Genomic DNA, 17,637 nt, shown 5'->3' with positions numbered 1-17,637 from the left:
TCGACATTATGCATGAATATGTTCTTTATTTAAAAGAAGATGGACATTCTGTCTTAGCATATATTACTCCGTGTTTCCAGGTAGACAAGCAATTTTGGAATGAGCAGAACGGGCAAAGATTGTACATTATTGGAAAAAGTACATCACTCTCCTTACTTTTCGGGATAAGAGACAGGGTGAACAGAAAAATTACGCAGCAAGCTGCCGCTGGTCAAGTTGCTTCTCATACACTCAAGCAGGCACGTCTGGTGGCTCAAGGCTACACGAAAGAAGTAAATCGTCTATCCGTAAGGGAGACAGGTGAAAATTATTCCTACGGGCGATCCTGCTCCTTTAGCTTCGAAGAATTGGAGGGGGAGGGGAGGGCTTGTGAATCTCATATGCTTGAAAAACAAAATGTAATAGAATTCCTTGCTAGCAACAAGCAGCAGACGCATCAGCTTTATCTTAAGCTACAAGGCAGGGCGTTATTATTAGAAGAAGTTAAAAGGTTGAGCTTTCAGAAATCCTCCTATATAACCCTAAATCATTCAGATCACCTTATCATGTCATTGCATTGGCTTGTTTTGCAGGGAAAAGCAGAGTGGCGCCCAAGTGTTAGTCTTGAACTACATCGTTGTTGGTGGCAGCATCAACTGTCCTATCATTGTGAGCGGTGCAATAGTTTCAGGGAAATTGAACAAACAAGCTGCTATAGCTGTCAACAACCCTGCGCCTACTGTTATAATTGCCTTTCGATGGGGAGATGCAAGAGCTGTGTACCTCTAATATTTGTGCCTGCCAGTCTGTCCGGTCATCTGGATGCTGATACGCAACATTGCATTTCCTCAAAAACCATCCTGCAATGGAATGGACAATTTTCTAGGAGGCAAGCAATCGTAGCCAAAAAGGTAAGAGAATTCGTTTTTTCCAAAGAACGGAGATTTCTAATCTGGGCGGTTTGTGGGGCAGGGAAAACAGAGCTCGTGTTTCCAGCGGTCGATGCAGAATTGGCACGTGGAGGAGCTGTGTGTATCGCTACCCCTCGTAAAGATGTCGTTTTAGAACTAGCACCACGTATACAAAACGTATTTCCTTCCATTTCAGTCGTGGCTATTCATGGGAGCAGTCAGCAAAAATGGGAGCAAAGCCAACTGATGATTTCGACTACCCACCAGATGTTACGTTGCTACCAGCGTTATTCTTTGATAGTAGTTGACGAGGTAGATTCTTTTCCTTACCACCAAAATAAGACTTTGTATCATGCTGTGAAGCGCTCGTTACTACCACATGGCAAGATTTTATATCTTAGCGCTACACCCCCACGCTATCTCCAGCAAGAACTAGTAAAAAAACGAATGGATAATCAAGCATTCCCTTTTCACAAAAAGCTTTCTCTTACTTCCTCTACACATGCTATTCTGCCAGCTAGGTTTCATGGACATCCACTTCCTATTCCAACAAAGCTTGTTACAACCCACTTGCGTCAAAGTATTCATGTATTACAGCCCATTACTCCCTTATTATTTTTTTTACGAAGTAGTATACAGGCACACAGGCAGGTCTTTATATTTGTGCCGCGAATTGAGGAAATTCCCTTTGTGGTAGCTTATGTTCAGCACTTTTTTACGGATATGAGAGATAAAGTAGAAGGGGTACACGCTTCAGATCCTGCACGTGAATATAAGGTGCGTGCTTTTCGAGAAAAGGAGTACATGATCTTAGTAACGACTACGATTCTGGAACGCGGAGTAACCATTCCTCGTAGCGATTGCATTGTACTAGAGGCAGATGCCCCTATCTTCGACGAAGCTTCGCTAGTCCAGATAGCAGGAAGAGTGGGACGGTCCAGTGATTATCCAAAGGGACAGATTCTCTATCTCATGAATAAGAAAGCTTCTGGCCCTGCTCAAGCTATCAGGCATATTAAACGAATGAATCGCTTGGCAGAAGAGACTGCAACAATGATAGAATGAGGGGAATAAATGATGAAATATTGTTTGGTCTGTAAAAATCCGATTCAAATTGCTGCAAAAACAAGACAAGTAATTCATCATCTATCAAAGAATGTGCCTGCTTTCTTTTATCCAAGGTGCTTCTATCAGCTAATGCAGCTACTTTTATGTGAGAAATGTGTTTCAAATGCTATACTTTTGCTGAAGCATATCTGTAAAATGTGTGGTAGAGCATGTGCAGGACAACCAGAGCTATGCCGAGATTGTAGTCGACATAGGGAAGGGCTGAAAGGAAATCGAAGCGTAATCCAGTATAATGAATGGACGAAAGACGTAATAAAACAGTGGAAGTATCAGGGCGATGAGCGATTGTATTCTATCTGTGCAACTTTGATATTATTAGGTTATCGGTTTCATTATGGTCTGAGGAGAAGGATTGATCTTATAAGTTACGTTCCAATGCACAGGATTCGGTTACAAGAACGGGGATTTAATCAAGCGCAGAAGCTAGCCGAATATGTGGGGTATCATCAGAAAATTCCTTGTGTTCCGCTATGGGAGCGTCAAAAGGAAACCGAAAAGCAAAGTAAGCAAAAAGGACGGGCAGCACGTTTTGAAAGTATGCAGGATGCATTCGTGATTCATCCGAGCCTGCATACTACATCTCATTGTTTTCAGCCATTTTCTATTTGGCCAAAAAAAACCAGTTGGCGAGTACTGATAGTAGATGATATTTTTACAACAGGGGCAACAATTGAAGCATGTGCTAAGGTACTTTCGTACTATGCGAAAAAACAAAATCTTCAGTTATCCGTCTGTAGTCTCACATTGGCTCGTTAAATTATGGAAAAAAGAAAAACGGCAAATCTATTAATGCAAATTTGCCGATGAAAATAATAGGTAATTATGTTTTTCTGGTACAGAAGACTTATAATTGAGTTAGGATTTGTGGCCCATCTGCCGTAATAGCAAGAGTGTGTTCGTACTGAGCTGATAATTTCCCGTCACGCGTACGTGCTGTCCACCCATCTTCTTCATCTACGACTGCATGATAAGTTCCTACATTCAGCATGGGCTCAATGGTGAGAACCATGCCTTCCTTCAAGCGAACTCCTTTACCAGCAGGCCCAAAGTGTGGAACATAAGGATCTTCATGCATTTTTTGGCCAATTCCATGGCCGGTAAAATCGCGGACGACTGAGTATCCGCGCTCTTCGGCGAATGTTTGAATAGCATGGGAGATATCGCCGATACGATTGCCAACAACTGCTTGCTCAATCCCTAGATACAGAGCCTCTTTGGTGGTAGTCAATAGACGATCGGCTTCCTCTGAGATTTGTCCTACTCCATATGACCAAGCAGAGTCGGCCAACCATCCGTTAAGATTAACAACCATGTCAATCGTTACGATGTCACCATTTTTTAATTCCTTTTTAGAAGGGAATCCGTGGCAAATGACATCGTTAATTGATGCGCATGTGGCATAAGGATAGCCATGATAGCCTTTTTGCTCAGGTTTGGCACCATGTTCTTTTAGGTAACGTTCTACGAATTGATCAATTTCCCAAGTCGTAATACCTGGTTGAATCATGGTAGCAATTTTTTGGTGGATACTAGCCAAAATGATGCCAGCCTGACGCATGAGTTCAATTTCTTCCTTGGTTTTAATAACGATCATGGTAAGACCTCCATGTACTTGATATTTGCCTAAAGTTTATTCAGTCGACTAGAAAAACTGTACACGGCGCTGAATTCAAGCAATAAACATAAGTATAAGTAATGATAACATATATTTTTCATGCCAAAAACAAAGTGAATTAGGGAGGAATAAATTATGGGATTAGGACAACTAGCAAACTGTCCAATATGTGATGTGCTGTTTGTGAAAGGAATAAGAGATGTATGTCCATCATGCTATAAAGAACAAGAGAAGCAATACGAATTATGTGCTAGCTTCCTGAGAAAAAGGGAAAATCGCGGTGCTACCATTTATCAATTGAGCGAAGGTACGGGTGTCGAGGTGAAAGAGATTACTCGATTTATTCGTGAAGGACGGATTTCAGTTCAAAGCAACCCGAACCTTGGATACCCATGTGAAAGCTGTGGGGAAATTATTCAATCAGGGGCTATGTGTACAAATTGCTCAGGTAAGCTACAACGTGAAATTACACAACAAATTGACGTTGAACGTCGTCTTACGGATGATGAGCGAAAAACAAATCAGGTCTATAAGTTTAGAAAAGAATAGGACTATCCAACCAAACGATTTTGGATGATTAGAAACATTAATCGTTTTCATAAGAAAAGCCGATGTTACTACTAGAGCAAGCAAACGGTGATTTTCTATCCTGTAGCTAAGAACATGCGGTCCGCTTCTTAAATATGGGGGGTGCCGTAAGTTCTTTCTAGCGCAAGTCTCAATGATCGAGGTGATAATATGCGTATTAATGAAACCAACCGCACAGGAATGATACAAGCCTACAATAAGGCTAATAAGGTGCAGCAGAATAGCCAATTAAAGCATAAATGGGGAAAAGATGAAGTTTCAATTTCTACTGAGGGAATGGAACTTCTCAAGCTAGGGGAAGAACAAGAAATGGACTCAGCTCGTCTAGCTAAAATTTCTGAACTAAAAAGCAAGGTTGAAAACGGTACATATCAAGTGCCTAGCGATCAAATCGCTGAGAAATTCATTGCTTTTTGGAAAAAATCGTAGAGGAGCGACAGGGAGCTCATGGCGCATGTAAACGAACTCTTTGCCGTGTTGGATAATTTGACGGAGCTTCACCAAGCGCTATATACACTAGCGATGGAGAAGCGAGAAGTTTTGGTAAAAAACGATATGCAACAATTAACTGACCTTGTCAAAAAAGAGCAACAGTTGTTAAAGGCTGTTCAGAGAACTGAGCTATTGCGTAAAGATATGACCAACACGATCTTTAATGAAAAGGGTGTAGCTGTTACGGATGGAACCCTACAAGATGTTATTAGATTGTGTACGGATGTAGAGATGAAAAATCAGTTAGCTCAGCGTCGGGAAGAATTACTCAGAGTCATTGGAAAATTGAAGGAAGAGAACGAGCAAAATCAGCAGTTATTGGAGTACTCCCTTGACTTTGTCAATATGAGCCTTGACTTGTTCACTGATCGACCGGAAGAGGACTTTATTTATAAAAACCCAGTGAATCAACAGTTACACTCGTCAATGAATCGTTCTATTTTTAACCATAAGGCATAGAAAGGAGTGTCCATATGAGATCAACCTTCCATCTACTTGAAGTAAGTAAGAGAGCGTTGTTTGCACAACAGGCTGCTTTAAACGTAACAGGACACAATGTTGCAAATGCCAATACCATTGGATATACTCGTCAGCGCGTTAATATGGCTGCTGCGACTCCAATCCCGGGACCTGGAATGAATGCAGACCGTGCACCGGGTTTACTTGGTACCGGGGTGTATGCAACAGATATTCAACGCATTCGGGAAGATTACATAGATGGTCAATATCGGGCTGCGGCTAAAAATACAGGCTATTGGAATGACATGGTTAAAACGATTAGTAACATAGAGGATATTATGAATGAACCGTCCGAAAATGGCTTACAGAAGGTTATGGATCAAATGTGGAAAGGGTGGGAGGATTTATCCGGAGACCCAAGGAACCAATCTGTACGTTCTGTTTTACGGGAACGAGCGGTGGCAGTAGCCGACACATTTAATCATATGCACAACCGCCTTACACAACTACAAGATGATTTAAATAATGAGGTAGCCGTACAAGCCAACTCTATTGATTCCATTGCCAAGCAAATCGCGTCCATTAATAAACAAATCGGTGATGTTGTACCACATGGTTACCAGCCGAATGATTTATATGACCAACGCGATGTTCTCATTGATAAGCTTTCTGCGATGGCTGAGGTTAAGGTTACGCCAACAGAACGTGGCATGGTCAATATTACCATAGGTGGACAACCACTTGTGAACAATTCTACTTCTGTTGAAGTGAAAGCCACAAAAAACACCGCAACAGGAAAATTTGATGTTACCTTGGGTGGAGGAGAGTTTAAACCGCTTAAGGGAACGGGAACATTGTCAGCAGCAATTGAAGGAAGAGATGAAACTACGGCTAATATGCTACAAAAGGTGAATTCTCTCGCTGTTAATTTAGCTCGTGAGATAAATGAAGTTCATAAAACGGGCTACAACCTTGATGATATTAAAAATGGTACTCAGGAAGGTCTTAATTTCTTTGTTATTGACGGGGGAAAAGACAATCCGACAAGTGCAGCAAATATTAAAGTAAATCCTGAGATTTTAAAAAGCTTAGATAAAATTGCAGCAGCTAGAGCTGATGCAACAGGGAAAGTTAATGATGGAAATAACCAAAATGCTCTGGAGATCTCCAAAATTAAAAATAAACTAATTCCCGCGGGAACAGGCAACAATCCGAATGATTTTCCGCAATCCTCAACCATTGACGACTTTTATCGCCACACGATCGCTCAATTGGGTGTAGATGGTCAGGAAGCAATCCGTAATTTTAAAAATGCAGAAACGTCTTCAGACATGATTCTTATGAACCGTGAGTCTGTATCAGGAGTTGATACCGATGAAGAAATGACGAACCTTATCAAGTTTCAGAAGGCATATAGTGCAGCGGCTCGTGTAATGACCAGCATGGATGAGATCTTAGACAAAATCATTAATGGTATGGGGCGTGTAGGTTTGTAGGTTACTTGAGAAGAGCGTCGTATGTTGCGACGCTTTTTTTAAAACGGTATTTTGTACAACAGGAAGAGATGAAAGGGAATAACTTGTGTTTCTAACTCACGGGAGCATTACGCAATAAATAAAAATTGAGCTAGACATGTACAAGGAGGCAAACCAAATGGCGATACGTATCACACAGAATATGATGAATAACACCATGGTACGCAATATTAATAACTCTATGAGCCAGATGAGTAAATCTTATCAGCAACTTTCTACAGGGAAACTAGTGTCTCGTCCGTCTGATGACCCAATCGTTGCTGCTAGAGGGATGTATTATCGAACTTCTCTAGTGGAAAATGAGCAATTTCTGCGCAATGCTGGACAAGCCAAAACATGGATGGAATCCTATGATACATCTATGGATGAGGTTGGAAAAGTATTTGGCCGGGTTCGTGATCTATTAACTGGTTCAGGTAATGGTACGTATTCAAAAGAAGAAACAAAGAGTATTGCTGCTGAGATTGAAGAATTAAAAAAACATTTGGGTGATTTGGCTAACCAAACCGTGAATGGGAAGTATATTTACGGAGGCGACAATAATAATAAGCCACCGTTTGAAATAAAAACACAACCTGGTACTGGTAAAGAAGAGTTCGTTTTTACATCCAACGAAGGTAAAGTAGAAATGGAAATGAGTCAAGGGGTATTTTTCCAAGTAAACATTAGTGGGAAAAATATTTTTGATTCGCCAGCAGGTGAAAATATTTTTAAAACCTTAGAAGACATCGTAGGAGATCTAAACGCAGGGAATTCTGCAGCGGATTATTTAGATAGAATGGACAATCACATTAATAACTTGCTGTTAGAGCGTGCTGCTTTAGGAGCGCGTTCTAATCGTTTAGAATTAATGACTGATCGACTTGATGCTGATAGTGTCAGCATTACTTCCATGATGTCTAGTAATGAAGATGCAGATGAAGCAGAAGTTATTACGAACTTAAAAATGCAAGAAAACGTACACCGAGCTGCTTTAGGAGCAGGCGCACGAATTATTCAACCATCGTTACTTGATTTTCTAAGATAAAGGCGGAAGGGGAGTAGTAGAATGCAACTAGCTTCTTTATCTATGAGATCTACTCCTCTCTTGCTAAACTTGCAAAGTAAGCAAGGGAAGCAAGAGATTGAGCAGCCAAGAGCAAGCATGGAAATAAAACAGGAAGCGGCTATTCTGGAAATTCGCCAGCCTCAAGGGGAATTGCAGATTGATTCCAATGAAGCACGTGAAAATATCGATATGAGAGGCCCGTTACGACGGTCTAGTGATAATGCCGAGTATGGCTATAACAAAGTAATGGAAGCGATTGAGCAAGCCGGAGTTGAAGGAGATCAACTGCGTGCTTTTGAACGTGGGGGTAACGCTATCGCTGAGATCGCTTTTGAAAAAAGCATCATGTTTTCAGGTGAAGGAGTCGTAGCTGCGGGTTCTCTTATTGGTGATGGTATTGAAATGCGTTATGAAGCCAAGCCCGTAGAGATCAAATTTACACCAAGAGGGGCAAAAATTGAGACAACCGTCAACCCACCTGTTCACAAATATACGCCTGCCAAGGTAGAGGCGTATGTAAAACAGTGGAATCGGCTGGATATCGAAGTCGTAGGTTTAAATGTGGACGTAGCTAGATAAGAGGTGTTGTCTAATGATGTATCAACAGGAAAAAATGGGAAAACTTTATATTGTAGAGGGTATGATTGGTTTTTCTAATTTGCATGAGTATCAATTAGTGCAAGAAAATCCAGAAATGCCTTTTTTGTCTCTTCAGTCATTGGAAGAACAGGGGATTAGTTTTTGGGTGGTAGATCCGTTTCTTTTCTTTAAGGATTATGAATTTGATCTACCTCGTTCAGTGAGAGAAGCCTTGGAGATTACGGAAGAGTCTCAGGTGGTGATTTTGTCAGTCATGACAATACGAGGAAAAGACCAAATCACAGTTAATTTAAAATCACCTCTTGTCATTAATGTGGAAAACAGAAAAGCTACACAATTTATTCTGCAAGGAGATCATTACAATTTGCGGCAGCCCCTCCTTTTACAAAAAGAGAAGCCAGTGACAAAGTAGGTGATAAATATGTTGGTATTAGCGCGTAAAAAAAATGAGTCCATCATGATTGGCGATCAGATAGAGATAAAAGTGATTGCAGTTGAGAAAGACTTTGTCCGTATCGGCATATCGGCTCCACGCGATATTAACGTTCATCGAAAAGAAATATATGTAGCCATTCAGGAAGAGAATCAATTAGCTGTACAAACAAAAGTAGATTGGACCCAACTAGCCCAATGGTTAGGAACTGAAAAAAAACTTGAAGATGAATAAGCTTCAAGTTTTTTTTTGTCTTTTTCAATTTCCTTCATTTGTAAATAAATAGTTTTGTTAAAAAAGCTATGAAAGGTATAACGAATTACCGATATATGTAGTATGAGAAGTTAGTAAGCTAATGTTACATGCGATTAGAAATTTACTGAGCTGAGCTATCAATGATCTATTGTCTTGGAAAGGAAATATTTGAATACCATGGAAAAATATTGGGGTGTTATGCGAGGAATGATTGGACTGTCAACGACTTGTGGAGAGGCAATCGAATTACTACATGAGCGTTTGCATCAGAATCAGATCCATGAAATGGCCTATTTAATGGCAGATATCGCTGATGCATGCAATCAATTAGAAAAGTCAACAGGGATGATTTCGCCTTTTTTGCTAAAAGACAACCGTCTGGAAGAGTTAACAAAATTCAGAACTGAAATACTAGAGAAGTTGGTAGGTGCTTTTGAACAATCGGATCAGGTGCTAGCCATTCAAGTATTATCGTCACAAATGATCCCATTACAAAAAGAGTGGCAAGAGGAAATGACACGTCATGTAGTCCCTCACGTACTCTCATAAGTATGTCTTTAACAAAATTTGATAAACAGTAAGAAATATGGGGGAATCTGCAAATGTCGACAACAACTAAGAAAACGCTTGTGCCGGAGTATATGCTATCTTTCCAATGCATCGGTACAGAGTGCGAGGATACTTGTTGCGCTGGATGGAAGGTCACGGTTGATCAGGATACGTATAAGAAATATAAACGTTTGAAAGATGAAGAATTGTCACCAATTATAGATCGGAATATAAAGCGAGTTCGCTCTAAGGCCTCAACTGGTAATTATGCCAAAATTATGATGGATTCTTCAAATAGCTGTGTGTTTCTGAACGAACAGAAATTATGTAGTATCCAACTAAAAAAAGGGGAAGATTATCTCTGTAACACCTGTAAAACCTACCCTCGCACCTGGAACAATGTGAATGATGTTGTTGAACGAGCAGCAACCATCTCCTGCCCAGAAATAGCGAGATTAGCACTTCTTAACCCAGAAGGAATAGGATTTCAAGAGCAATTAGAGAGTGTTGAGATAGGTTTGCACTTCGCTGGCGATATCGATACCTCTAAGCATATAAAAGGGAAAAAACTCCAAAAATACTTCTGGGAACTGCGAATTTTTACGATTCAAGTCTTGCAGTACCGACAATATAAGTTTGAGGATCGCTTACTATTTTTAGGGTTATTCTTTCAAAAGGTTCAAGAATATGTGAACAATTCTGAGGTAGATCAAGTTTTACAGCTTATAGGTTCCTATACCAATATGCTGCAAAGCGGTACCATTGATCAAATGTTTGCCGATGTGCCTGTTAACCATACCATTCAGATGAAGTTGTTAAAAAAGTTGACGGATCAACGTTTCATCGAAGGTGGAGTTCATGGCCGTTATATAGAGTGTTATACAGAGTGCTTGTTGGGACTTGAGCATTTCGAGGGTATGGAAGAGGAAGGCACCCTTTCTAGATATATAGACGCTTATGAAAACCATTACCAACCATTCATGCAGAATCATGAGTATATTCTAGAAAATTATTTGGTAAATCATGTATTTTCCAAGCTCTTCCCAACTGCTCTTGATAAGGATATTTTTGAAGAATATGTTATGCTCGTTATTCGTTATGCATTGATTAAATTGCAATTAATCGGAATGGCTAGACACCATAAAACAGCGCTTTCTACAGACCATGTTGTGAAGCTTATTCAATCATTTGGACGAGCTGTCGAGCATAATCAATCCTATTTAACGAAAATGAAAGGCTTGTTGGAGGAAAATGGGTTCACGACAATGGGATATATGTCCATTTTAATTAAAAATTAAAACACAGAGTCAAAAGTCATACAGAGCTGTAGCTCTATCCAAATAATAGGAACCAGTCAGGCCCGCTATATGGCTGTTCGTTATTATTTTAACGACCATACCTACCTGAACGAAAGGGGCCCTCTCATTTGATGGGGTCCCTTTTTTTATTTTAATGAGGAAAAGAGCGCTACCACTCAATTTCTACCAGCAATATGCCGATACTTTAGATAGAAGATGAAGATGACGGAGGGATTACTGTGGAAATTCGTCAAAATGGAAATGCAGGTTCGAATCCTCAAGAGCTAACCAAGCCACCATTAGATGCTACTATAAAACCGAAGCCTTCAACAGAAAAAGACGTGGTTCAAGCTATTGAGCATAAGGATGCTTTTCAAAAAGAATTACAAAAGGAAATATCAGCTTTAAATAAATTTATGCAAGCCAAAGAAACGCATTTAAAATTCAACCTACATGAAAAATTAGGTGAGTACTATGTACAGGTGATTGATAATCAGACTGATGAAGTGGTCAGAGAGATCCCATCTAAAAAGATGATGGATACAGTTGCCCAAATGTACGAACTAATTGGTATTATGGTTGATCGAAAAATTTAGGAGGGGTTCAAAATGGCAGGTCCAATGAGAATATCTGGTCTAGCTTCAGGTCTTGATACTGAAACAATGATTCAAAAATTAATGAAAGCGGAACGATCTCCAATGGAGAAATTGCTTCGTAAGCGTCAAAAAGAAGAATGGACGCGCGACAGCTATCGCGAGCAAAATGCATTATTGCTAGAGCTAAATAATAAAGTAAGTAAATTGCGTCTGACTTCCGATTTTACAAAGCAAAAAGTATCTTCTTCCGATGACGCTAAAGTAACAGCAAGTATTACAAAGAAGAATTCTACAACGCAGTACGATGTATCTAATGTTCAGCTTGCGAAACCGGGTACTGGTGTTTCCGTGAAGTTTAAGGTTAGCGATGATATCAAGGATAGTAATACAGAAATAAATAGTTCCTTTGATTTTACACTGAAGGGTACTGATGGCTCAGACGAAGTCACCATTTCAGTAGGTGAAAAAGACACAATTGAGTCAGTTTTAAATAAAATTAATAGTGAGTCCAGTAAGACCGGCGTTAAAGCTTTTTATTCGAATACGGACAAATCTATCGTTTTCACATCTCAGGTACCTCCAACTACGGAAAGTACTACTCAGGAATCTGCTATTAAAATTACAACTAGCGGTGGAAGTAATAAGCTTAATATTACTGATGGTGAGATAAAACAAAACTTTACTAAAGTTGATTCTACAGGAACACCTGAATCAAATTATACGAAGACAGGCTTTACAGGTGCACAAGATTTTAAAGGCATCGTAAAACAAGCCGGAAAAGCTACTGTAAATGGTGTTGAATTTGCTTTAGATTCCAAAAACACACTTGATTTTGATGGTATGAGCTTTACTTTTAAAGATAATATCGGTGTCGGTGATAAAAAAGTAGTCATTTCTACAGTCAAAGATACGGAGTCAGTTATGACTGCTATCAAAGAGTTCGTTGATACCTATAACAAGGTAATCGATCAATTTAATAACAAGCTGACAGAAAAAGTGTACCGCGATTTCTACCCGCTTATTGATGAAGAAAAAGAAGCAATGAAAGAAAAACAAATCGATAAATGGGAAGAGAAAGCGAAGAGCGGTCTGTTAAAAAGGGACAGTATTTTATCTGATGTGCTCACACAGATGCGCAGCTCGTTCTATACTCCTGTAGAAGGAGTAGAACCGCCAAAAAATACACTTGCTAGCATTGGAATCGGTCCAAAGAAATCCGATGGTCTGGGCAGTAAGTTTGATTACATGGAAAACGGTAAGATTCACATTGATGAAGAAAAGCTTAAAGATGCCTTGTCAAATGATCAGGAAAGAGTTATTGCTCTCTTCACAAATGGTAGCGGGATTACTTCAGGATCTGATTCATTCAAATCCCAAGGTCTTGCTCAACGTATTTATAGTCAGACGAATGCTGCTATGAAAAAAATTGGGGAAAAAGCGGGTCGGACAGGTACAACCAGTGATAATAGCCTAATTTCAAAGGATATCCGAGATATCAACACTCGCATTAATGCTTGGGAGAAGAAACTAAAAGATAAAGAAACAAGTCTGTGGAAAAAATACTCGGCCATGGAGCAAGCGATTAATAAGCTTAATGCTCAAGGCTCGAACCTGTTATCTAAATTCGGTGCGTAATGGTTTTGAGGAATAAGGAGGGGAATGCATGAATCAGACGGCTGCACAAATCTATCAACAGAACCAAGTAAAAACAGCCTCGCCAGGCGAGCTTACGTTAATGCTGTACAATGGGGGCATCCGTTTTAGTAAAGAAGCAAAGATAGCTTTGGAGAAACAGGACGTTCAAAAAGCTCATCAGAGTATTATTAAGGTACAGGATATTATCCGAGAATTAATGGTTACGTTAGATCAAAACGTAGCAATTTCTGAGCAGTTTTTGCTGATGTATGATTATATGTATAATCGTACAATTGAAGCGAATTTGAAAAAGGACGGCGCCATCATCACGGAAGTAGAAGAGTTTTTTGTGCAATTCCGCGATACATGGAAACAGGCAATGCTGATTGCGAGAAGGCAGCCAGAAGGAAATCAGATATAATGACGAATGTTTCTGCGATGGATGTAGCGAGCAATATCCTTATCCTTACTGAAAAACTAATGGAAATCCTGAAGCATGATGAAGAACCGAATCCCGATGAGTGGAACTCCGTCCTTGAACAGCGAGAAGAGCAAATTACGCACCTAGGTAAACTGCAAGCACTAGGCATAGACCTACAAGCACAGGAAAAGGAATTATTGCAGAAAAGCTATCAGCTTGATCAAGAAATCCTTTCTCTGATGAAGCAGCAGCAAGCAAAAATTGAAGAACAGCTACATCAGGTAAACAAGGCGAAAGTAGCAAACAAACAGTACGCTGGTGAAACGACTCATGTTGCCTATGGAGCTTTCTTTGACAAAAAAAATTAAGATATATGCTAGTTTTTACACGAAAAAATGGTCGAGCAATCGACCATTTTGTTTCTTGCTAAAGCCCTTGGTGAGCCAAAAAGAATTTATGGCATCACATCTGCTGGAATACGTTGACCGCAAGACTGACAAGGCTTGTGGTATTCAATTCTCTCACCACAATAACAAACAAGACCAATCATCCGAGCAGGGCTTCCTACCACAAGCTGATGAGCCCCTACGTCCCTGATGACCACAGAGCCTGCTCCTACCATAGAATAGGCACCGATGGTTGTTCCACATACGATAGTGGCGTTCGCTCCTATGGATGCTCCTATCTCGACTTTGGTCGGTACTACTTTCCAAGCGCGATTGCATGCACGTGGGAACAAATCGTTCGTAAATGTCATATGGGGTCCGAGAAATACATTATCGTCAATCTCGACCCCATGATAGACAGAAACACCATTCTGAATCTTGACGTTATTTCCGATTTTTACCCCTTGATCGATGTAAACATCCTTACTAATGATGCATTGGCTCCCGATTGTACTTTGCTCTCGAATTTGTGCATTGTTCCAGATTTTCGTTCCAGCTCCAATCATGGCTTGCTTAGACACTTCTGCTGTTGGATGAATAAAGACATTTTCATGTGTCTGGTGAGACATAATTTGCCCCCTCGTCAGTCAGTTTCCCTTTTTGGAAAAGGATTATTTTTTCCCTTCCACAAATTACGCAGATGTTGCACGATGCTCCTCTTCTTAACGTATTACTAATAGAGGGTTTTAATTACGGAGACGAGGGGGAATGAACGTGAGGATACCCATCATTGATTTGACGGACGAGGTAGAATTGCTCTGGAATGAGATTAACAGTGCTGTCCAGGAAGTGCTACGTTCGGGCCATTTCGTACTTGGTAACGAGGGAAAAACGTTTGAGAAGGAAGTAGCTGACTATTTGGGATGCAAACATGCAATCACGGTAAATTCAGGTACGGATGCGTTATTTATCGCGTTGAGGGCTTTGGGAATTGGAGCAGGAGATGAAGTGATCGTCCCCTCCTTTACCTTTTATGCTACGGCTGAAGCTGTTGAGCTAGTCGGAGCGACGCCGGTGTTTGCTGAGATTAACCCAGATACATTCAATGTAGAACCGGCTGATATAGAGTCCAAAATTACCGAGCGGACAAGAGCAATTATTCCTGTTCATCTATATGGACATGCGGCTAAAATGGAACCGATGATTACGATTGCACAACAATACGGATTAGGGCTTATCGAGGACACCGCACAGGCATTTGGTGGAGAGTACTGTGGCAAGAAGCTAGGAACCTTTGGGCATTTTGGATGTTTTTCCTTTTATCCCACCAAGAATCTGGGAGCATATGGTGATGGAGGCATGTTAACCACAGATAACGATGAACTGGCAGAGATAGCTCGCAAATTACGTACCCACGGCTCGTTGATTCCTTATCAAAATGAACTTACAGGTTACAATTCGCGTTTAGATGAATTGCAAGCCTGTATTTTACGTGTGAAGCTACCTTATATTAACCAATGGAACGAAGCAAGAAGAGAAGCTGCCCAGCAATACAATCAGATGCTAAAAGACGTACCAGGCATTGTAACGCCAAAGGTAGCAGGATATGCCAAGCATGTGTATCATCAATACACGATACGGGTGAAACGTGGCTTACGCGATGAATTGCACCGTTATCTGCATCAGCAAGGAATTGGTGCAATGTTATATTATCCTACTCCTGTGCATCAACTGCCAGTATACCAAGCAACACAACAGCCTAAGCTAGCTGTTACAGAGCAAATGGCAACTGAGGCGTTAAGTTTACCAATGTGGCCGCGTATTACCTTAGAAATACAACAGCGGGTAGTACATGCAATACAGAGCTTTATGGCTAAAGTAGGATAGGGCAAAGGGGCGAAACTTGCTGGTGAATAGCAGGGGTTCGCTTTTTTCTTTGTTTTTTTTTGACAGTAGAAATATTTTTTACTTTTTCATCTAACTCTGGATATTCATTTGCTATAATGAATTCGTTCAGAAATACATGCTTGGGCAAGTGAGGTTACTAACATGAATGTAAAAACATTTTTTGCGGGAAGAAATCGTTCGTTGTTACTTGTTCTATTTATTGTGTTGGTTTTAATACATACCATTTATTTAAATGGAAGTGTAAGTCAACTACTACATCCGGCGGCAATTGAATTAGTTGGGCTATCTGTCATTATCTCGTATGCTATTAAGTGTAAACATATTAAAATCAAACATTTATTTCGATTATTGATCCACGGCAGAGAAAATAACATCGAAGAGACGATCAAGCGTTTTTATCAATACTCGGTTGTTTTAAAAGAGAAAGGCTACATTTCCTTGGAAAAAGAATTGATGGACGAGCCTGATTCATTTGTTCAGCGGGGGGCGTTGCTGGCGATCGAAGGTGTATCGGAGCAAGAACTTCGTATGATTTTAGAAAACGAGTGTAAGGGTGAACAGCATCGCTACCAGCAAATGGGCGGAATGTTTCGATTGGTTGCCCTGCTGGCGCCTGGAATGGGGCTGGTTGGGACGCTATTGGGGATGACAGGAGTATTACAAACCCTGTCCGATTTTACGCAGACAGGCCAGAGCCTAAGCACAGCGGTGGTAGCTACCTTGTATGGAGCCTTGCTAGCCAATCTGTTGGCGTTGCCATGTTACTATCGGTTAATGGATATTCATGATCAGGAAATGTTTGAAAAGCGGCTTTATATGGAAGGATGCGTAGGGCTACAGCGCATGGAAACTCCACGAATTTTGTTTGAAAAACTAAATTCCTTTTTACCTGCTGATCAAAAGCTAGTACTCTTAAAAATGCCTGGCAGCATGAAAGGAATTATTGAAAGGCAGAGCGAGTATGCAGGATGATCGTCTGTATGATGAAAAGGAGCTAGAGAAAAGCTGGCTATTAAGCTACAGTGATTTAATTACCTTGCTGTTTATAATTGTCATAATCATTGCGGCGATGTATTCGGCTCAGGTCAAGCAACAACAGCAAGAGCTTCAGCAGAAGGCATCTGAAACGACGGAAAAGGCCGAAATAGCAAAAGCTGAGCAAGCCGTAGCTGAAATGAAAAAGAAAGCATTGGAAGCAGAAATCCGCGAGCTGTCTGCAAAGCGTGATGTCAAGGCGATTGGTGCCGGGCAACAAGACGAACCAGTAGAGCGAAATCTACAGGTAGTGAAGGAAAAAGTGGGAGAGGCCTTGCAGGAGTTCCATATCCCCTTTGTAGAGCAAAGTGATGGAGTGATGATCCGTTTACCGGAAAATTTGTTGTTTGCTAGCGGATCAGCCGATTTAGCTCCAGATGGTCAAAAAGTCATAGACAGGCTAGCTGATGTATTACAAAAATTTCCTCATCAAGTGCGAATTGAGGGGCACACAGATGACAGTCCCATTACAAAAAGCCAGTACGTCGCTAACTGGGATCTATCTCTTGCGCGTGCAAAGGCCGTTATGCAGGAATTTGTTCAAGAACGAGGGTTATCTCCAGCACGATTCATTGTCGCTGGCTTTGGAGAAACGAAGCCTCTTGTAGAGAATACAACAGAAAAAAATCGCCAACAAAATCGCCGTGTGGAAATTACTGTACTAAGCGAGCAGACAGAATGATGGTATGATCAGCATAACGATTCATAGTAATGAATGATATATGTTTCTTTATAAGACCTCCTTTTTGAGATGAACAATAGGAGG

The 17,637-nt window shown here is 40.6% G+C and carries 21 protein-coding genes; 19 read left to right on the top strand and 2 right to left on the bottom strand.

All coding sequences use genetic code 11. From position 1 onward, the window contains the following. Window positions 1–8: 8 nt before the first annotated feature. Both GOP56_RS14495 and GOP56_RS14490 read left to right on the top strand, forming a co-directional pair. On the top strand, window positions 9–1,955 hold the full coding sequence (locus tag GOP56_RS14495; protein ID WP_163245925.1) for an ATP-dependent helicase ComFA: 1,947 nt from the start codon (window positions 9–11) through the stop codon (window positions 1,953–1,955). 9 nt (window positions 1,956–1,964) lie between these two features. Then, the gene (locus GOP56_RS14490) at window positions 1,965–2,774 is read left to right on the top strand and encodes a ComF family protein (RefSeq protein ID WP_163245924.1); all 810 of its coding nucleotides are present in this window, start codon (window positions 1,965–1,967) and stop codon (window positions 2,772–2,774) included. 88 nt (window positions 2,775–2,862) lie between these two features. Here GOP56_RS14490 and map read toward each other — a convergent pair whose 3' ends face one another. Beyond that, window positions 2,863–3,612 (bottom strand): type I methionyl aminopeptidase, encoded by a 750-nt coding sequence (gene map, locus GOP56_RS14485; protein ID WP_003344539.1) that lies wholly within the window; start codon window positions 3,610–3,612, stop codon window positions 2,863–2,865. A gap of 156 nt (window positions 3,613–3,768) precedes the next feature. On the opposite strand from map, the gene GOP56_RS14480 reads away from it, so the two are divergent. The 14 genes from GOP56_RS14480 (at window position 3,769) to GOP56_RS14415 (ending at window position 13,910) form a co-directional block, all read left to right on the top strand. Then, window positions 3,769–4,182, top strand: coding sequence for a TIGR03826 family flagellar region protein (locus tag GOP56_RS14480; protein WP_003334307.1), 414 nt, complete (start codon window positions 3,769–3,771; stop codon window positions 4,180–4,182). A 189-nt stretch (window positions 4,183–4,371) separates the two neighbouring features. Beyond that, entirely contained in the window at window positions 4,372–4,650 is a 279-nt protein-coding gene (flgM, locus tag GOP56_RS14475) for a flagellar biosynthesis anti-sigma factor FlgM (RefSeq protein WP_003334308.1), read from the top strand. An 18-nt stretch (window positions 4,651–4,668) separates the two neighbouring features. Beyond that, entirely contained in the window at window positions 4,669–5,172 is a 504-nt protein-coding gene (locus GOP56_RS14470; protein ID WP_003344535.1) for a flagellar protein FlgN, read from the top strand. A gap of 14 nt (window positions 5,173–5,186) precedes the next feature. Next, window positions 5,187–6,668, top strand: a complete 1,482-nt coding sequence (gene flgK / locus GOP56_RS14465; RefSeq protein ID WP_163245923.1) for a flagellar hook-associated protein FlgK — start codon at window positions 5,187–5,189, stop codon at window positions 6,666–6,668. A gap of 157 nt (window positions 6,669–6,825) precedes the next feature. Beyond that, the gene (gene flgL, locus GOP56_RS14460; RefSeq protein WP_163245922.1) at window positions 6,826–7,734 is read left to right on the top strand and encodes a flagellar hook-associated protein FlgL; all 909 of its coding nucleotides are present in this window, start codon (window positions 6,826–6,828) and stop codon (window positions 7,732–7,734) included. 21 nt (window positions 7,735–7,755) lie between these two features. Beyond that, on the top strand, window positions 7,756–8,334 hold the full coding sequence (locus GOP56_RS14455) for a DUF6470 family protein (protein WP_068794014.1): 579 nt from the start codon (window positions 7,756–7,758) through the stop codon (window positions 8,332–8,334). 13 nt (window positions 8,335–8,347) lie between these two features. Further along, on the top strand, window positions 8,348–8,767 hold the full coding sequence (locus tag GOP56_RS14450; RefSeq protein ID WP_003334314.1) for a flagellar assembly protein FliW: 420 nt from the start codon (window positions 8,348–8,350) through the stop codon (window positions 8,765–8,767). A 9-nt stretch (window positions 8,768–8,776) separates the two neighbouring features. Next, window positions 8,777–9,022 carry a carbon storage regulator CsrA gene (csrA, locus tag GOP56_RS14445; protein WP_121473056.1) on the top strand — a complete coding sequence of 82 codons (246 nt, stop codon included), beginning with the start codon at window positions 8,777–8,779 and terminating at the stop codon, window positions 9,020–9,022. 198 nt (window positions 9,023–9,220) lie between these two features. Further along, window positions 9,221–9,592 carry a DUF8042 domain-containing protein gene (locus GOP56_RS14440; RefSeq protein ID WP_022586185.1) on the top strand — a complete coding sequence of 124 codons (372 nt, stop codon included), beginning with the start codon at window positions 9,221–9,223 and terminating at the stop codon, window positions 9,590–9,592. A gap of 53 nt (window positions 9,593–9,645) precedes the next feature. Next, entirely contained in the window at window positions 9,646–10,890 is a 1,245-nt protein-coding gene (gene fliB, locus GOP56_RS14435) for a flagellin lysine-N-methylase (RefSeq protein ID WP_163245921.1), read from the top strand. A 239-nt stretch (window positions 10,891–11,129) separates the two neighbouring features. Further along, window positions 11,130–11,486: a flagellar protein FlaG gene (gene flaG, locus GOP56_RS14430; protein WP_003334318.1), complete on the top strand. Its 357-nt coding sequence runs from the start codon at window positions 11,130–11,132 to the stop codon at window positions 11,484–11,486. Between the two features lie 12 nt (window positions 11,487–11,498). Continuing rightward, a complete protein-coding gene (gene fliD / locus GOP56_RS14425) occupies window positions 11,499–13,121 on the top strand; it encodes a flagellar filament capping protein FliD (RefSeq protein ID WP_163245920.1) in 1,623 nt (540 codons plus the stop codon). A 28-nt stretch (window positions 13,122–13,149) separates the two neighbouring features. Continuing rightward, window positions 13,150–13,542, top strand: coding sequence for a flagellar export chaperone FliS (gene fliS, locus GOP56_RS14420; RefSeq protein WP_121473052.1), 393 nt, complete (start codon window positions 13,150–13,152; stop codon window positions 13,540–13,542). Further along, complete coding sequence (locus GOP56_RS14415) at window positions 13,542–13,910, top strand: flagellar protein FliT (protein ID WP_101669274.1); 369 nt, start codon at window positions 13,542–13,544, stop codon at window positions 13,908–13,910. Before fliS ends, GOP56_RS14415 begins: the two co-directional genes overlap by 1 nt. 86 nt (window positions 13,911–13,996) lie before the next feature. On the opposite strand, the gene GOP56_RS14410 is transcribed toward GOP56_RS14415, so the two are convergent. Continuing rightward, complete coding sequence (locus tag GOP56_RS14410; RefSeq protein ID WP_163245919.1) at window positions 13,997–14,557, bottom strand: acyltransferase; 561 nt, start codon at window positions 14,555–14,557, stop codon at window positions 13,997–13,999. Window positions 14,558–14,696: 139 nt separating this feature from the next. Here GOP56_RS14410 and GOP56_RS14405 point away from each other — a divergent pair, with 139 nt between their 5' ends. The 3 genes from GOP56_RS14405 (at window position 14,697) to GOP56_RS14395 (ending at window position 17,553) form a co-directional block, all read left to right on the top strand. Continuing rightward, entirely contained in the window at window positions 14,697–15,815 is a 1,119-nt protein-coding gene (locus tag GOP56_RS14405) for a DegT/DnrJ/EryC1/StrS family aminotransferase (RefSeq protein ID WP_035318975.1), read from the top strand. 162 nt (window positions 15,816–15,977) lie between these two features. Beyond that, on the top strand, window positions 15,978–16,808 hold the full coding sequence (locus GOP56_RS14400; protein ID WP_003334326.1) for a motility protein A: 831 nt from the start codon (window positions 15,978–15,980) through the stop codon (window positions 16,806–16,808). Beyond that, window positions 16,798–17,553, top strand: coding sequence for an OmpA/MotB family protein (locus GOP56_RS14395; RefSeq protein WP_121473049.1), 756 nt, complete (start codon window positions 16,798–16,800; stop codon window positions 17,551–17,553). Before GOP56_RS14400 ends, GOP56_RS14395 begins: the two co-directional genes overlap by 11 nt. The last annotated feature ends 84 nt before the right edge of the window (window positions 17,554–17,637 follow it).

Source organism: Brevibacillus sp. 7WMA2 (assembly GCF_010748895.1).
In the GTDB taxonomy this organism is placed as follows: Bacteria; Bacillota; Bacilli; order Brevibacillales; family Brevibacillaceae; genus Brevibacillus_B; species Brevibacillus_B halotolerans.
This window is presented reverse-complemented; position numbering and strand designations above follow the sequence as displayed.

Bases quoted from the DNA above. Each gene is read 5' to 3' on its own strand.
- flgK (WP_163245923.1), top strand. From the start codon at position 5,187: ATGAGATCAACCTTCCATCTACTTGAAGTAAGTAAGAGAGCGTTGTTT.
- csrA (WP_121473056.1), top strand. From the start codon at position 8,777: ATGTTGGTATTAGCGCGTAAAAAAAATGAGTCCATCATGATTGGCGAT.
- map (WP_003344539.1), bottom strand. From the start codon at position 3,612: ATGATCGTTATTAAAACCAAGGAAGAAATTGAACTCATGCGTCAGGCT.
- GOP56_RS14415 (WP_101669274.1), top strand. From the start codon at position 13,542: ATGACGAATGTTTCTGCGATGGATGTAGCGAGCAATATCCTTATCCTT.
- GOP56_RS14395 (WP_121473049.1), top strand. From the start codon at position 16,798: ATGCAGGATGATCGTCTGTATGATGAAAAGGAGCTAGAGAAAAGCTGG.
- GOP56_RS14455 (WP_068794014.1), top strand. From the start codon at position 7,756: ATGCAACTAGCTTCTTTATCTATGAGATCTACTCCTCTCTTGCTAAAC.
- GOP56_RS14450 (WP_003334314.1), top strand. From the start codon at position 8,348: ATGATGTATCAACAGGAAAAAATGGGAAAACTTTATATTGTAGAGGGT.
- GOP56_RS14470 (WP_003344535.1), top strand. From the start codon at position 4,669: ATGGCGCATGTAAACGAACTCTTTGCCGTGTTGGATAATTTGACGGAG.
- fliS (WP_121473052.1), top strand. From the start codon at position 13,150: ATGAATCAGACGGCTGCACAAATCTATCAACAGAACCAAGTAAAAACA.
- GOP56_RS14490 (WP_163245924.1), top strand. From the start codon at position 1,965: ATGATGAAATATTGTTTGGTCTGTAAAAATCCGATTCAAATTGCTGCA.
- GOP56_RS14410 (WP_163245919.1), bottom strand. From the start codon at position 14,557: ATGTCTCACCAGACACATGAAAATGTCTTTATTCATCCAACAGCAGAA.
- GOP56_RS14440 (WP_022586185.1), top strand. From the start codon at position 9,221: ATGGAAAAATATTGGGGTGTTATGCGAGGAATGATTGGACTGTCAACG.
- fliD (WP_163245920.1), top strand. From the start codon at position 11,499: ATGGCAGGTCCAATGAGAATATCTGGTCTAGCTTCAGGTCTTGATACT.
- flgM (WP_003334308.1), top strand. From the start codon at position 4,372: ATGCGTATTAATGAAACCAACCGCACAGGAATGATACAAGCCTACAAT.
- GOP56_RS14495 (WP_163245925.1), top strand. From the start codon at position 9: ATGCATGAATATGTTCTTTATTTAAAAGAAGATGGACATTCTGTCTTA.
- GOP56_RS14480 (WP_003334307.1), top strand. From the start codon at position 3,769: ATGGGATTAGGACAACTAGCAAACTGTCCAATATGTGATGTGCTGTTT.
- fliB (WP_163245921.1), top strand. From the start codon at position 9,646: ATGTCGACAACAACTAAGAAAACGCTTGTGCCGGAGTATATGCTATCT.
- GOP56_RS14400 (WP_003334326.1), top strand. From the start codon at position 15,978: ATGAATGTAAAAACATTTTTTGCGGGAAGAAATCGTTCGTTGTTACTT.
- flgL (WP_163245922.1), top strand. From the start codon at position 6,826: ATGGCGATACGTATCACACAGAATATGATGAATAACACCATGGTACGC.
- GOP56_RS14405 (WP_035318975.1), top strand. From the start codon at position 14,697: ATGAACGTGAGGATACCCATCATTGATTTGACGGACGAGGTAGAATTG.